Origin of the sequence: Sporosarcina gallistercoris (assembly GCF_050459885.1) — a bacterium.
Taxonomy (GTDB): Bacteria; Bacillota; Bacilli; order Bacillales_A; family Planococcaceae; genus Sporosarcina; species Sporosarcina gallistercoris_A.
In genome coordinates this window covers 106,527-119,759 of the sequence record NZ_JBCMNO010000018.1, presented here as the reverse complement: position 1 = coordinate 119,759, position 13,233 = coordinate 106,527, and the positions used below count along the sequence as shown (strand labels likewise).

The following is a 13,233-nucleotide window of genomic DNA, read 5'->3' as shown; positions in this document are numbered from 1 at the left end:
AAGACTATTTGAGGAGGTGCAAGTATGTACGCAATTATTGAAACTGGTGGAAAGCAAATCAAAGTTGAGCAAGGTCAGGAGATCTTCATCGAGAAATTGGTGGGAGAAGCTGATGAGGCTGTAACATTTGACAAAGTTCTTTTTGTAGGTGGAGATGACGTGAAAGTTGGCGCTCCATTCGTGGAAGGTGCTTCTGTAACAGCGAAAATCGTTAAACAGGGCAAAGGCAAAAAAATCACTGTCTTCAAATACAAGCCGAAAAAGAACTACAGCAGAAAACAGGGTCATCGTCAGCCTTATACTAAGGTTGTTATCGAAGGCATCAACCTGTAAGCTGTTATGATTCAAATCACCGTAAAGGAACAAGCATCTGGCCGAATCAGCTCTTTTGAGATGAGCGGACATGCCGATTACGCAGAACATGGGAAAGACTTAGTGTGTGCAGCTGCTTCAGCGGTGTCTTTCGGCGCTGTGAATGCGGTTATTTCACTCACTGGAAATTCACCAGCGATCCAACAAGGAGAAGATGGCGGATATCTGAAAGTCATTCTGCCGGAGACGGAAGATGATCATGATCAGCAAGTGATCGTGCGTGCGATGATTGTTTCCATGCAGACGATTGAACAAGACTATGCGCAATTTATAAAAATAACTTTTACCAAGTAGGAGGTGGAATACATGTTACGTTTAGATCTTCAGTTTTTCGCATCGAAAAAAGGGGTAGGTTCTACAAAGAACGGTCGTGACTCCGAATCGAAACGTCTTGGCGCTAAGCGTGCCGATGGGCAATTCGTTTCTGGTGGTTCTATTCTTTACCGCCAGCGCGGAACGAAAATTCACCCAGGTGAAAACGTAGGTCGCGGAGGCGACGATACTCTTTTCGCTAAAGTTGACGGCGTAGTACGCTTCGAGCGTTTTGGCCGCGACAAGAAAAAAGTAAGTGTGTATCCTGCAGTGCAGGAAGCATAAGAATTGAATTCAAAAAGGACTGCACGCGCCAAGTGTGCAGTTCTTTTTTTATTTTGCAAATCTGTAAACAAGAGGATTATATCATTTGCGAGCTTTAACTGGTGAGTGAAGCGGTTTCAGACAGCGCCTCGGCAAGCATTCGTCTGAAGTGGGAATCTGGACAGTCGATTGAACCATATATAATGTGGAGTCCCCGTCTTAACTTTTTGACGAACAATACCCTCATAATGCTATACTGTAAAGAACGAAACTGCAGGCGGTGAAGAAGATGGAAAAATCGGAGTTGACTGTCCGGGATGCGATGAAATTCGCCCGACATGATTTTTTGAATGAGCTGCAGCTCATTCTCATGCATATGGACCTCAATAATGTCCCCGAAGCGCGGCGCAAACTCCTGGAAGCAACAGAAAGAATGCGTACCGATTCCCAACTGAGTGGACTAGATATGCCCGCACTCGAAACGTGGATGTTAACTTTCGACTGGAACTACATAGCATTCACTAAAGAGTTGAAAACGACAATTGGACCAAAAACATCTGCACGTAAAGCAGATGCTCAGGCAATCGTTGCTGTATTGGACGATGCATTCCAGCAGCTCGTCATTGGCGCAGATCCTTACGCTGACTCGATGGTCAACATAGTAGTGACCACCGCAGAGGACGAGTGGAATGTTTCAATTTCGCTACCCGGACAAACTGCGCCGATTGTATGGAATGATGTATATACGAAAGACTGGACAGCTAAACTGTCTTTAGAAAACGAGTATTGGACGTTCACGATTCGTGGACAATAGGAGGAAACCACATGTTTGTCGATCAGGTAAAAGTTTACGTTAAGGGTGGAAACGGCGGAGATGGAATCGTCGCGTTCCGTCGTGAAAAATATATAGCATTCGGTGGGCCCGCAGGGGGCGATGGCGGAAATGGCGGAGATGTCATATTCGTCGTGGACGAAGGACTGCGGACATTGATGGACTTCCGTTATCAACGTCATTTTAAAGCACCACGTGGAGAACACGGTGCCAACAAGAACCAGCACGGCCGTCGAGGCACGAGCATGGTTATTAAAGTTCCACCTGGCACAATTGTGACGGATGTGGAAACAAAAGAGATTATTGCAGATTTAGTGGAAGATGGCCAAACTGCGGTGATTGCTCGTGGCGGACGCGGGGGACGCGGTAACAGTCGCTTTGTGACAGCGCAAAACACAGCACCCGAGCTATCTGAAAAAGGAGAACCAGGCGTTGAACGGGAAATCATGCTTGAACTGAAAGTTCTTGCGGATGTCGGTCTTGTTGGATTCCCGAGTGTAGGGAAATCCACATTACTGTCTGTCCTTTCTTCGGCGAAGCCTAAAATTGCAGATTACCACTTTACGACACTCGTTCCTAACTTGGGACTTGTTGAAACAGAGGACCACCGGACATTTGTCATGGCGGATCTGCCGGGGCTTATCCAAGGGGCTCACGAAGGGGTTGGACTCGGACATCAGTTCTTACGTCATATTGAGCGGACTCGTGTCATTGTCCACGTCATCGATATGTCAGGGTTGGAAGGAAGAGATCCATTTGAAGACTTCGAGACCATCAATGAAGAGCTTGAGCAATATAACTTACGGCTGATGGAGCGTCCTCAGATCATTGTGGCAAACAAAATGGATATGCCGGATGCTGAAGAAAACCTCCAAGCGTTCAAAGAAAAACTGGGTGAAACTGACCACAAAATCTTCCCGATTTCAGCAATTACCCGCAATGGATTAGATTCGCTATTATTTGCAATTGCCGATCTATTGGAAGTGACCTCTGAATTCCCGATGCACGAAGTGGAAGAAACAGAAGAAGAGCACTCCGTTCTATATAAATACGAACCGGAAACACCTGACTTCAAAATTACACGCGATGACGATGGTGCTTACGTATTATCAGGATATGCCATCGAACGATTATTCAAGATGACTGATTTCAACTTCGACCAATCTGTCCGTAAATTCGGACGTCAGATGCGTGGTATGGGCGTGGATGATGCTCTTCGCGAGCGTGGCGCGGAAAACGGAGATATTGTTCGTCTGCTTGACTTCGAATTTGAATTTATCGATTAATAGAGAGCCGTTCTTCGGTTGCAGGGGGATTAACGATGAAACAACGGGGGGAAGACCAATTCTATTTGGTGCGTGAAGATGTCTTGACTGAGTCCATGCAAAAGATGCTTGAAGCTAAACGACTCCTTGTATCCGGAGACGCGACAACTATTCAAGAGGCGACCGCTCAAGTCGGATTATCGAGAAGTGCTTTCTATAAATATAAGGACGCGGTATATCCATTTGAAGCGATAGCGCGAGAACGTGTGCTGACAGTATTCATCCAATTGGAAGACTTGAAAGGTTCACTTGCAGTGTTGATGGAACTCATTTCTTCATCGCATTGTAATGTGCTGACCATTCACCAAACGATACCTGTTCAGGGCAGGGCTAACATTACGTTGTCGCTGGATGTGACGGAGATGGATATCTCGATGGAGGCCTTCATCCTTAAACTGAAAGGACCGAGCTTTGTAGACTCGGTCCATTTGGTCAGTTCAGGCGCATTGTGAAAGGGGAATTTGATGATGAAACAGGAATCTTTAACACCATCCGTTGCTTATTTAGGGCCGGAAGCTTCATTTACACATATTGCTGCGACAGACTTTTTTGGATCGGATGGCCTCATTCCGTATCGATCGATTCCTGATTGTATAGAAGCCGTCACGGAAGGTCATGTTGCGTATGCGATTGTACCGCTTGAAAACGCGTTGGAAGGGTCTGTGCCGCTCACAATTGACTATTTGTTCCATGGCAGTGATTTGTTCATAAATGCAGAACTTTCAACACCTATCCGCCAACATCTGATGGTGCATCCTGAACAAGCGGAGAAAATCGATTCAGTAGAGTCGATTCACTCACATCCTCATGCGCTTGCACAATGTCACAAATACTTACAGTATCACTTCAGACGAGTACCGCTCATTCAAACGTCATCAACGGCAGCAGCAGCTAAATACGTCTCGGAGCATCCGGAGCTTCCAATTGCTGCGATAGGCAATCATCTTGCTGCTGATACATATGGACTCCACATTGCTGAAGAATCGATACATGATTTCCATTTCAATCATACGCGGTTTGTTGTCCTGTCGTTACGGAAAGAAACGTTAGCCTATGAGGGCGGAGGAATTCCGAAAACCACTCTTATGATTAAGTTGCCCGAAGATGATCAGCCAGGTATGCTTCATCAGATTTTATCGGTGTTCTCTTGGCGCAAGCTGAATTTAAGTAAGATTGAGTCCCGCCCCTTGAAAACGGGTCTCGGAAATTACTTTTTTATCATTGACGTTGCAGAAACGGAAAGTCATCCGATGATGAAGGGTGCAATGGAAGAACTGAAGGCCCTCAATTGTGATGTGTCCTCATTCGGATCCTACAGTACGTATAACCAACATTCACCTGCCGGCAAGTAAACGGCAGGTATTTTTTGTGAAGAAGTACTATTTACCTCTACTGATTCGTATAGTTGAAAGAGAAGGTGCCTAACCGAAAGCGTGGTCACACATCCAGGCACCCGTTCATAAGATGAGTCGATGGAAGGGGGACTTTACAGAGTGAATGTCCATATTGTTGTAAAAGGTGACACGCTTTGGAAGATAGCGCGTCAGTACGGAATTGCGTTTGAAGAATTGAAAAAGGTGAATGCACATTTAGCCAATCCAGACTATATTGTGCCAGGTATGAAAATTTTTCTGCCTGAAGGTAAAGGACCTAAATCACCTGTAAAACACGGGGGGAAAGAAAAACAACCTCAGCATCATGAAAAGCCGATGACACCAGCACCACAACCAGCGCCACCGGCTCCACCAGCTGCTCCAATTCCGAAACCAGCACCACCAACGCAGAAACCAGCTCCGCCACCGCCGAAGCCAGCACCGAAACCGGAAGTGAAACCACAACCGGCGCCAGAACCGGAAGTGAAGCCACAACCGTTGCCTAAACCTCCAGCGCCGCCAAAGCCTGAAGTGAAGCCGATACCTAAACCGGAATCCCCGAACTGCGAAGCGCCACCAGCACCGCCGCTGCCGCCGGTCCAGCACCAACCGGTTGTTCATCCGATGTATATTGGCATTCCTTGTGGTTGGATGCCGATTTACGACGCTGACTGCCATCCTTGCGCACATCCGATGCAACATCATATGCATCAACCGATGATGCCTCCGATGCCTTCGATGCCGCCGCAAGTTCCTGTACAACCGCCATTATGGAACATGCAGCCCGAATCACCGGAATGTAAAGATGAGTCCCCGATTATGGCTGGCCAAGGGCCGGGTGTTTCTCCAAATCATTGCGATAGTATGAAGAAGTGGGAATCTCCAATGGTTGAAATGCCGAATGTCGAGTCTTCAGGATTTGACTTATCCCCACCTGCCTATTGTCCGCCTGAACAAGGATTTGTTCCACAACAGGTGCCGCAACAGAGCTACCCGCAGCAGTACCCAACTAGTCAGCAATTGCCGATGCAAGGGATTCAGGCTGCTCAACACCCGCAATACATGCATTTATGCTCATCTTGCGGTTCAAATATGACACCGACTCCGTATTACGGAATGCCAATGATGGGGGTACAGCCTTTATACGGAAGTTATCCACAAATGGGGTATCCTTCACAAGGTCACTACGGGCAAAACCAAATGGGTTCGTATTGATCGGCCGTGGAAGTTGAGAAGAGATTTTCTCGCATTAAAAAAAATGTTTGGAGATTAGAAGAAGGCGGGATTGAGTATTCCGTGAAACGTTATGCGGATGCTCGGGATGCCGACAAAATCAGGCAAATACATGAAATGTTACAAAACGTGGAATTTCCTTTTTGCACACCAATCACGGAAAAAGGGAATGCTCACATTGTCGTACAACCTTGGATACTGGATGCTAGTCCGGCGGATTTCACGAAACAAATGGATCGGAGGGCTTCCTTGACTGCACTGGAGGCCCTCCATGAAACGGAAAGTGTTGTGGATTGGGAATCGCTTCCGTTTTTAAAAACCTATTCAGTGTTGGATAAATGGAGATGGCGACTGGAAAGGTTTCGCTGCAATCGTCAATGCATTACCTCTTATTTAGGGGAGGATGCATTCAATCTGATTGAATGGTATAGTGAGCGGGGACTTGACTGCTTACAGACTGCACCTGCTAGAAAATCAACCCATACACTCCTTCATGGAGATGTGGTCCATCACAACTTATTGAAAACTTCTGATGGCAATGTGATGTTAATTGACTTTGATCTTGCGTGCACGGGTCATCCGGATGTGGAAATCGCATTATGGCTTCATCGTGTGCTACCGAAAGTCGATTATAACGCAGCCTTATTGTTTGAAGAAGAACCTAGATTGCAAGTATTGGGTCATCAGCCGATCGCCATGTTGCAGTATCCGAATGAAGTATTACGAGAGTGGTCGTATTTAACGACTCTTCCTGAAGAACGCCAACAGATTTTAGCACAGCAGCTCGTGCCATTTACGGAAATGGCATTGATTCGGTGGCCGGACTTATGTCGATTTTCCAACGATTTACTTGAACACAATCACTATCTCCCATAAGGACTGCCTGAGGCCGTATTGTCTAAGCCAGGCAGTTCTTTTTGGTGTTTAGACTGCGCTGTATAGTACGTTCATGTGGTATACTTGAAGATAAGACTCTAGGGGGTAAATGGCATTGTATGATTACATAAAAGGGTTCGTTACCCGAGTGACACCAGAATATATTACGATTGAAAACAGAGGAATTGGTTATCAAATACTGACGCCGAATCCGTATGCGTTCCATGTGACGGAAACAGAACAGCAGATCTTCATTCATCATCATGTGCGGGAAGATGCGCAGCTGCTCATGGGATTCCTGTCGTTGGAGCAGCGGGAACTGTTCCGGAAACTGATTACCGTATCAGGAATCGGTCCGAAGGGGGCACTGGCCATTCTTTCAAGTGGGATCCCTTCACAAGTGATCAGTGCCATCGAACGCGAAGACGAGGCGTTCCTAGTGCAGTTTCCTGGAGTCGGTAAGAAGACGGCGCGTCAAATGATCCTGGATTTGAAAGGAAAATTGGTGGATCTCTTCACAGAATTGGACATGCCGGAAGACGATGGAAATACCTTATTCACACTTACAGAAAACGGCGCACTTGAAGAAGCAATGCTTGCATTGGAAGCGCTTGGTTATTCGGCACGGGAAATCGCGAAAGTGAAAAAAGCGCTCGAAAAAGAGGACTTAACGACTGAGGGCTATATGAAACGCGCATTGCAGCTGTTGTTGAAGCAGCAATAATACAAGCTACGCTAGTTGAAAAGGAGGGAGAACAATGGATTCACGCGTACTTTCAAGTGAACTTTCAGATTTCGACGAAGGATTTGAACAATCCCTACGCCCCCAAAGGTTAGTGCAGTATATTGGTCAAGAAAAAGTGAAAGACAATTTGTCGATTTTCATTGAAGCCGCCCGAGGGCGGAGTGAAAGTTTGGATCACGTCTTATTATATGGACCGCCTGGACTTGGAAAGACAACCCTTGCCGCGGTCATTGCAAATGAGATGGGCGTCAACTTACGCATGACAAGCGGTCCTGCAATTGAACGGCCGGGCGATTTGGCGGCGGTCGTTTCATCACTCGAGCCAGGAGATGTCTTATTCATCGATGAAATCCATCGGTTGAACCGGGCAATTGAAGAAGTGCTGTATCCTGCCATGGAAGACTTTTGCCTGGACATTGTCGTTGGAAAAGGTCCATCTGCCAAATCGATCCGGCTCGATTTGCCTCCATTCACTCTGATTGGGGCAACTACTAGGGCGGGATCACTTTCCGCTCCGCTCCGGGATCGCTTTGGCGTTCCGTTGCGTCTGGAGTATTATGAGATGGAACCGCTTAAGGAAATAGTCATGAGAAGTGCAGGGTTGTTCGATGTGAAAATCGATGACCAAGCGGCTATGGAAATCGCCCGCAGATCACGGGGGACCCCGCGTATTTCAAATCGTCTGCTGCGCAGAGTGCGAGACTATGCGCAAGTGCGTGGGAATGGTACAATTTCTCTCGACATAGCAAAAGAGGCACTGGAAATGCTGCAAGTGGATTCCCACGGACTGGATCACATCGATCATAAGTTGTTGACCGGAATGATTGAAAGGTTCCGAGGCGGACCCGTCGGACTGGAGACTTTAGCTGCTAGTATCGGGGAAGAGTCGGTCACGTTGGAAGACGTCTACGAACCCTATCTATTGCAGATCGGGTTCATTCAACGGACCCCGCGAGGCAGGGTGGCGACACATTTGGCGTATGAACACTTTGGGTATCCGATACCTGAAGAACGCTGACTTTACGACATTAAGGAGATTAGATGGAATGGATGTACATGATTTTGACTTTGACTTACCCCAAAGGTTGATTGCACAGACTCCGCTTGCGGACCGAACCGCAAGCCGGATGCTTGTGATGAATAGTGAGACAGGCGACGTTGCACATAAACACTTCCGTGCAATTGTCGAAGAGTTGGAAGCTGGAGATCTGCTTGTGCTGAATGACACGAAAGTGTTACCCGCCCGATTGGTTGGCGTGAAAGAAGAAACAGGTGCTTCCATCGAAGTCCTGTTATTGAAAGAAACCGGTGACAACGAATGGGAAACACTTGTCAAGCCTGCGAAACGAGTGAAACCCGGGACTGTCATTACTTTCGGTGACGGCAGGTTGTCTGCTGAATGTATAGGGGTTGCTGACCAAGGCGGCCGGACGTTCAAGTTTACGTATGAAGGGATATTCTACGAACTGCTGGACGCTCTAGGGAAAATGCCTCTGCCTCCCTATATAACGGAATCGCTGGATGACCAATCGCGGTACCAGACTGTGTTTGCAAAAGAGAGGGGTTCCGCAGCAGCTCCGACTGCAGGATTGCACTTCACGGAAGATATTTTAGAGGAGTTGCGCGCTAAAGGTGTGGGTGTTGAATTCATCACACTTCACGTAGGTCTCGGAACATTCCGCCCTGTAAGTGTCGATTCGATTGAAGATCACGAAATGCACGCGGAGTACTATCAGGTGACTGAGCACACCGCTTCTGCGATTAACCGTACAAGAGAAGCGGGGGGACGTGTGATTGCCGTGGGTACAACGTCCACTCGGACGCTCGAAACGATTGCAAGCGAAAATGATGGAAAGATGGTTGCAGGTTCTGGATGGACATCGATTTTCATCTTCCCAGGATATGAATTTAAAGCAGTGGATGGACTCATTACGAATTTCCACTTACCGAAATCAACATTGGTCATGCTCGTATCCGCGCTATCCACTCGAGAATATATTTTAAATGCTTATGACCAGGCGATTGAAGAAGAGTATCGTTTCTTCAGTTTCGGAGATGCGATGTTCATCCGCCCGTCAAGAAAGAAGGAGAACGAATAATGCCAGCAGTTACGTACGAACATATTAAAACATGTAAGCAAACAGGAGCCCGTCTCGGAATTGTCCATACACCCCACGGCTCTTTTGAAACTCCGGCATTCATGCCTGTGGGAACGATGGCGACTGTGAAAACGATGTCCCCTGAAGAGTTGAAGGAGATCGGTGCAGGGATCATCTTGAGCAATACGTATCACTTATGGCTGCGTCCGGGTCATGAAATTATCCGCGAAGCAGGCGGTCTTCATAAATTCATGAACTGGGATCGACCGATTCTAACCGATTCAGGCGGATTCCAAGTGTTTTCGTTAAGTGATATGCGGAAAATCGAAGAAGAGGGTGTTCACTTCAGACACCATTTGAACGGAAGTAAGCTTTTCCTTAGTCCGGAAAAAGCGATGGACATTCAAAATGCACTTGGTTCCGACATCATGATGGCGTTCGATGAATGTCCGCCTTTTCCTGCAACCTACGAGTATATGAAAGCGAGCGTCGAGCGGACTTCCCGCTGGGCAGAACGGTGCCTTACTGCACATCAGCGTCCTAACGACCAAGGTTTGTTCGGAATCGTGCAAGGTGGCGAATTCGAGGAGTTACGCAAACAAAGTGCAAAAGATCTCACATCACTCGATTTCCCTGGATACGCAATTGGCGGGCTATCGGTCGGTGAACCGAAAGATATTATGAACCGCGTACTTGAATTCACAACGCCACTGTTACCTGCAGACAAACCGCGTTATTTAATGGGCGTAGGTTCTCCGGATTCCCTGATTGATGGGGCGATCCGCGGAGTGGATATGTTCGACTGCGTATTACCAACACGAATTGCCCGTAATGGCACATTAATGACAAGTAATGGACGAGTTGTCATCAAAAACGCAAAATACGAAAGAGACTTTGGACCGATAGATGAAAACTGTGATTGTCATACTTGCAAAAATTACAGCCGTGCATATATCCGTCACCTAATTAAATGTAATGAAACTTTTGGTCTGCGTCTCGCGTCATATCATAACTTGTACTTTTTGCTCAATTTAATGGAGCAAGTACGAGATGCAATCCGGAATGATCGTCTCGGCGATTTCCGGGAAGAGTTTTTCGAACAATATGGTTTCAACAAACCAAATGCAAAAAACTTTTAATTCTTGTATACTAGTCAAAGTAAGGGGGGATTTAGATGAATGCAACTTTAATGAATTTGCTGCCGTTCGTAGCGATGATCGCAATTATGTGGTTTTTGTTGATTCGACCAGCACAAAAACGTCAAAAAGCAACAAAAGAGATGCAGACAAGCTTGAAGCGTGGAGATCGTGTCGTGACAATCGGTGGTTTACACGGAACAATCGATGCGGTCGACGAAACTTCTGTATTTTTGAAAACTGCAGACGGCGCTGTACTGCAATTTGATCGTCAAGCTGTCGGTCGAGTTACAGATAGCACAACCGCTATTTAATACTGAAATTGAAGGAGACCTGCCCGCGTTCGTGGGCAGGTCTATTTTTATACCTTTATCCGTTTAAGCGAAAGCTCTTGTGGGCAAGCTACGAACGATAAGGAGGGTACAGTCATGCATGATTTGGTCATTATCGGATATCGCACAGTACTATTATATGCGCTCATCGTTCTCATCCTTCGACTTATGGGAAAGAGAGAAGTCGGTGAACTCAGTGTCATTGACATTGTCGTGTTTGTCATTATTGCTGAAGTGGCGGCATTTGCGTTAGACTCTCCCGACGTCAAGCTCATTAACTCGATTTTCCCTATGCTCATTTTACTCGTTATTCAGTTTGTATCGTCGTTTATTTCTTTGAAGAATAAGAAGTTCCGCGACATTGTTGACGGAGATACAACGATACTCATTCAAGATGGAAAAATACTAGAAGAAGAGATGCGTAAACAGCGCTATAATCTAGATGACTTGTTCCAGCAATTACGTGAACAGCAAATTGGTTCGGTGTTTGAAGTGGCATACGCATATTTGGAACCGTCCGGTAATTTATCGGTATTCAAATATGGAGAAACCGCGCCTGTTCTTCCGTTGATATCTGATGGAGACATCGATCATCGACATTTGAAGATCTATAAAAAAACGAATGAGTGGTTATTAGCAGAGCTCCGCAAAAAAGGGATTGAAGATCCCCAACATGTTTTCTACTGTTCGTATGAAAATGGAGAACTGAAGGTTCAGCTGAAACAAGATTATTTGTAACGGGCGAATAGTTTCTTGAAATGTCGGATGTCATTGCGCTGTAACTGTCCTGTGAAGAAGAGGACAACAGCTAGAAATAATGCGGTAATCCCGCAATCGACCCAAAGTCCGTAATTGCCGACAGGGAGAAAGATGGGGCGCATGATCGCAGTCATAATGAACGAGGCATAGGGAAGTGCAAACATTGTAAACCCCGTATTCGTCTTTCTGTTTTTCCTCAACGTTGCGATATGTAGAAATGAGGTGATCAAGACACCGAATCCAATCGCTAAAATAGCCCCTGTTTCTTGGAGTCCGGGTTGGGACGCGAGTACGAACATGACAACCAACTTGGCAATACCGCCGTAAACGGAGTTCATCATAGCCGCTTTCGCTTCATTTGTTGCTTGCAAAATGGAAAACAACGGACTTTGAATGTAGTAGAAGAAAAAGATTGGTGCAAGCATCGCCATATAGGATGCACCCTTTGTAATGTGGAAAAGGGATTCAGCCATTTCTTTACCATGTATGAAAAATACCGCTGCTGCAAATGCACCTGTCAAGGCGGATAATCGGAGTGATAGGTGAATGCGTTCTTGGAGCTTGCTAATATTTCCGGCTGCCGATGCGCCGCTGACAGCTGGTATGAGCACCACAGAAAGCGCATAAGAAATGAAGGACGGAAAGAGCAACAGGGGAATGAGCACACCTGAAATCACACCATAGAGTGAAGTTGCCGCGGCAGCTGTTATTCCCGATACAGCAAGTGCACGTAAAAAGATGATTGGCTCTAAAAACCAAGTGAACGTTCCGAACAATCGACTTCCCGATGATGGTAAAGCTACAGATAGCAGAGGTTTGAATGGATATTGTCCATCCTTGTCGCGTACAGCAGGGGTGTTTTTTTTGTGTTTTTTATATTTGAGCCACAAATAGAATACCGATGCTGCTTCTGCTAATAATGTGATCACCATGGCAATAGCAGCATTCAACGAAGTATTCCCATCTACCAGGAAATAAGGGAGCAGCCCAGTGATAAGTATGATTCGGATGAACTGTTCCAGGATTTGAGACCAAGCCGTCTCTTCCAATCGGGCGATACCTTGAAAAAAGCCTCGAATCATTCCCCCGATCGCTGCAATAGGAATGATCGCAATCCCGACGTAAAGAGTCGTTGCCGTTGCGGAATTACCTAACAAGGTACCGGAAAGATACGGTACAAACAAGACGGACAGCGGGATGAAAATGAAAGCCGTGCACAATGTAATGAAGGTGGAAGTGCGCATCACTTGTGAATAGCGGGCAGTTTCGCCTTTCGCTTTCAGTTCAGCGATGACTTTCGCAATAGCGATTGGAATGCCTAGCTGTACGAGGGATAAGAAAAAGATGAATGCCGGATAAGCCGTCATGTAAATGCCCACCGCTTCTTCGCCAGCAACCCTCATAAATTGTATCCGATAAACAAATCCAAGTAGTTTTGTCATGAAAACCGCAATCATCAAGATGACAGTCCCGCGAATAAATGAAGACAATGAAAACAACTCCTTCTCAAGTCCAACCAATTCATATACACTACTAGTATGCGGAAACATGTACATTTACAACTGTCGATTAAAG

16 protein-coding genes and 1 other annotated feature (1 of these 17 cut by a window edge) are annotated in these 13,233 nt (G+C 46.3%); of the genes, 15 read left to right on the top strand and 1 reads right to left on the bottom strand.

Annotation, left to right across the window (positions count from 1 at the left end):
• Positions 1 to 10 (top strand) — a sequence feature (ribosomal protein L21 leader region); it begins 65 nt to the left of the window's first position.
• A gap of 14 nt (positions 11 to 24) precedes the next feature.
• The 15 genes from rplU (at position 25) to ABE021_RS11160 (ending at position 11,637) form a co-directional block, all read left to right on the top strand.
• Positions 25 to 333, top strand: coding sequence for a 50S ribosomal protein L21 (gene rplU / locus ABE021_RS11230; RefSeq protein ID WP_025783522.1), 309 nt, complete (start codon positions 25 to 27; stop codon positions 331 to 333).
• A gap of 6 nt (positions 334 to 339) precedes the next feature.
• Positions 340 to 666 (top strand): ribosomal-processing cysteine protease Prp, encoded by a 327-nt coding sequence (locus ABE021_RS11225; RefSeq protein WP_430288768.1) that lies wholly within the window; start codon positions 340 to 342, stop codon positions 664 to 666.
• A 12-nt stretch (positions 667 to 678) separates the two neighbouring features.
• A complete protein-coding gene (gene rpmA, locus ABE021_RS11220; protein WP_025783524.1) occupies positions 679 to 969 on the top strand; it encodes a 50S ribosomal protein L27 in 291 nt (96 codons plus the stop codon).
• A 268-nt stretch (positions 970 to 1,237) separates the two neighbouring features.
• Positions 1,238 to 1,762 carry a Spo0B domain-containing protein gene (locus tag ABE021_RS11215; protein ID WP_430288767.1) on the top strand — a complete coding sequence of 175 codons (525 nt, stop codon included), beginning with the start codon at positions 1,238 to 1,240 and terminating at the stop codon, positions 1,760 to 1,762.
• 11 nt (positions 1,763 to 1,773) lie between these two features.
• Positions 1,774 to 3,066, top strand: a complete 1,293-nt coding sequence (obgE, locus tag ABE021_RS11210) for a GTPase ObgE (protein ID WP_430288765.1) — start codon at positions 1,774 to 1,776, stop codon at positions 3,064 to 3,066.
• Positions 3,067 to 3,101: 35 nt separating this feature from the next.
• Entirely contained in the window at positions 3,102 to 3,557 is a 456-nt protein-coding gene (locus ABE021_RS11205; protein WP_430288764.1) for an ACT domain-containing protein, read from the top strand.
• A gap of 15 nt (positions 3,558 to 3,572) precedes the next feature.
• Positions 3,573 to 4,457, top strand: a complete 885-nt coding sequence (gene pheA, locus ABE021_RS11200) for a prephenate dehydratase (RefSeq protein WP_430288762.1) — start codon at positions 3,573 to 3,575, stop codon at positions 4,455 to 4,457.
• A gap of 141 nt (positions 4,458 to 4,598) precedes the next feature.
• Positions 4,599 to 5,693 carry a SafA/ExsA family spore coat assembly protein gene (safA, locus tag ABE021_RS11195; protein ID WP_430288761.1) on the top strand — a complete coding sequence of 365 codons (1,095 nt, stop codon included), beginning with the start codon at positions 4,599 to 4,601 and terminating at the stop codon, positions 5,691 to 5,693.
• A 6-nt stretch (positions 5,694 to 5,699) separates the two neighbouring features.
• Entirely contained in the window at positions 5,700 to 6,587 is an 888-nt protein-coding gene (locus tag ABE021_RS11190) for a phosphotransferase (RefSeq protein ID WP_430288760.1), read from the top strand.
• 115 nt (positions 6,588 to 6,702) lie between these two features.
• On the top strand, positions 6,703 to 7,311 hold the full coding sequence (ruvA, locus tag ABE021_RS11185) for a Holliday junction branch migration protein RuvA (protein WP_430288758.1): 609 nt from the start codon (positions 6,703 to 6,705) through the stop codon (positions 7,309 to 7,311).
• Positions 7,312 to 7,345: 34 nt separating this feature from the next.
• The gene (gene ruvB / locus ABE021_RS11180) at positions 7,346 to 8,350 is read left to right on the top strand and encodes a Holliday junction branch migration DNA helicase RuvB (RefSeq protein ID WP_430288756.1); all 1,005 of its coding nucleotides are present in this window, start codon (positions 7,346 to 7,348) and stop codon (positions 8,348 to 8,350) included.
• 28 nt (positions 8,351 to 8,378) lie between these two features.
• Positions 8,379 to 9,431, top strand: coding sequence for a tRNA preQ1(34) S-adenosylmethionine ribosyltransferase-isomerase QueA (gene queA, locus ABE021_RS11175; RefSeq protein ID WP_430288755.1), 1,053 nt, complete (start codon positions 8,379 to 8,381; stop codon positions 9,429 to 9,431).
• Entirely contained in the window at positions 9,431 to 10,570 is a 1,140-nt protein-coding gene (gene tgt / locus ABE021_RS11170; protein ID WP_430288753.1) for a tRNA guanosine(34) transglycosylase Tgt, read from the top strand. Before queA ends, tgt begins: the two co-directional genes overlap by 1 nt.
• A 35-nt stretch (positions 10,571 to 10,605) precedes the next feature.
• The gene (yajC, locus tag ABE021_RS11165) at positions 10,606 to 10,881 is read left to right on the top strand and encodes a preprotein translocase subunit YajC (RefSeq protein WP_430288752.1); all 276 of its coding nucleotides are present in this window, start codon (positions 10,606 to 10,608) and stop codon (positions 10,879 to 10,881) included.
• Between the two features lie 114 nt (positions 10,882 to 10,995).
• On the top strand, positions 10,996 to 11,637 hold the full coding sequence (locus ABE021_RS11160; protein ID WP_430288751.1) for a DUF421 domain-containing protein: 642 nt from the start codon (positions 10,996 to 10,998) through the stop codon (positions 11,635 to 11,637).
• On the opposite strand, the gene ABE021_RS11155 is transcribed toward ABE021_RS11160, so the two are convergent.
• Positions 11,628 to 13,148, bottom strand: coding sequence for a putative polysaccharide biosynthesis protein (locus ABE021_RS11155; protein WP_430288749.1), 1,521 nt, complete (start codon positions 13,146 to 13,148; stop codon positions 11,628 to 11,630). The two genes, ABE021_RS11160 and ABE021_RS11155, sit on opposite strands and share 10 nt — an antisense overlap.
• Between the last annotated feature and the right edge of the window lie 85 nt (positions 13,149 to 13,233).

Bases quoted from the DNA above. Each gene is read 5' to 3' on its own strand.
- rplU (WP_025783522.1), top strand. From the start codon at position 25: ATGTACGCAATTATTGAAACTGGTGGAAAGCAAATCAAAGTTGAGCAA.
- ABE021_RS11225 (WP_430288768.1), top strand. From the start codon at position 340: ATGATTCAAATCACCGTAAAGGAACAAGCATCTGGCCGAATCAGCTCT.
- rpmA (WP_025783524.1), top strand. From the start codon at position 679: ATGTTACGTTTAGATCTTCAGTTTTTCGCATCGAAAAAAGGGGTAGGT.
- ABE021_RS11215 (WP_430288767.1), top strand. From the start codon at position 1,238: ATGGAAAAATCGGAGTTGACTGTCCGGGATGCGATGAAATTCGCCCGA.
- obgE (WP_430288765.1), top strand. From the start codon at position 1,774: ATGTTTGTCGATCAGGTAAAAGTTTACGTTAAGGGTGGAAACGGCGGA.
- ABE021_RS11205 (WP_430288764.1), top strand. From the start codon at position 3,102: ATGAAACAACGGGGGGAAGACCAATTCTATTTGGTGCGTGAAGATGTC.
- pheA (WP_430288762.1), top strand. From the start codon at position 3,573: ATGAAACAGGAATCTTTAACACCATCCGTTGCTTATTTAGGGCCGGAA.
- ruvB (WP_430288756.1), top strand. From the start codon at position 7,346: ATGGATTCACGCGTACTTTCAAGTGAACTTTCAGATTTCGACGAAGGA.
- queA (WP_430288755.1), top strand. From the start codon at position 8,379: ATGGATGTACATGATTTTGACTTTGACTTACCCCAAAGGTTGATTGCA.
- tgt (WP_430288753.1), top strand. From the start codon at position 9,431: ATGCCAGCAGTTACGTACGAACATATTAAAACATGTAAGCAAACAGGA.
- yajC (WP_430288752.1), top strand. From the start codon at position 10,606: ATGAATGCAACTTTAATGAATTTGCTGCCGTTCGTAGCGATGATCGCA.
- ABE021_RS11160 (WP_430288751.1), top strand. From the start codon at position 10,996: ATGCATGATTTGGTCATTATCGGATATCGCACAGTACTATTATATGCG.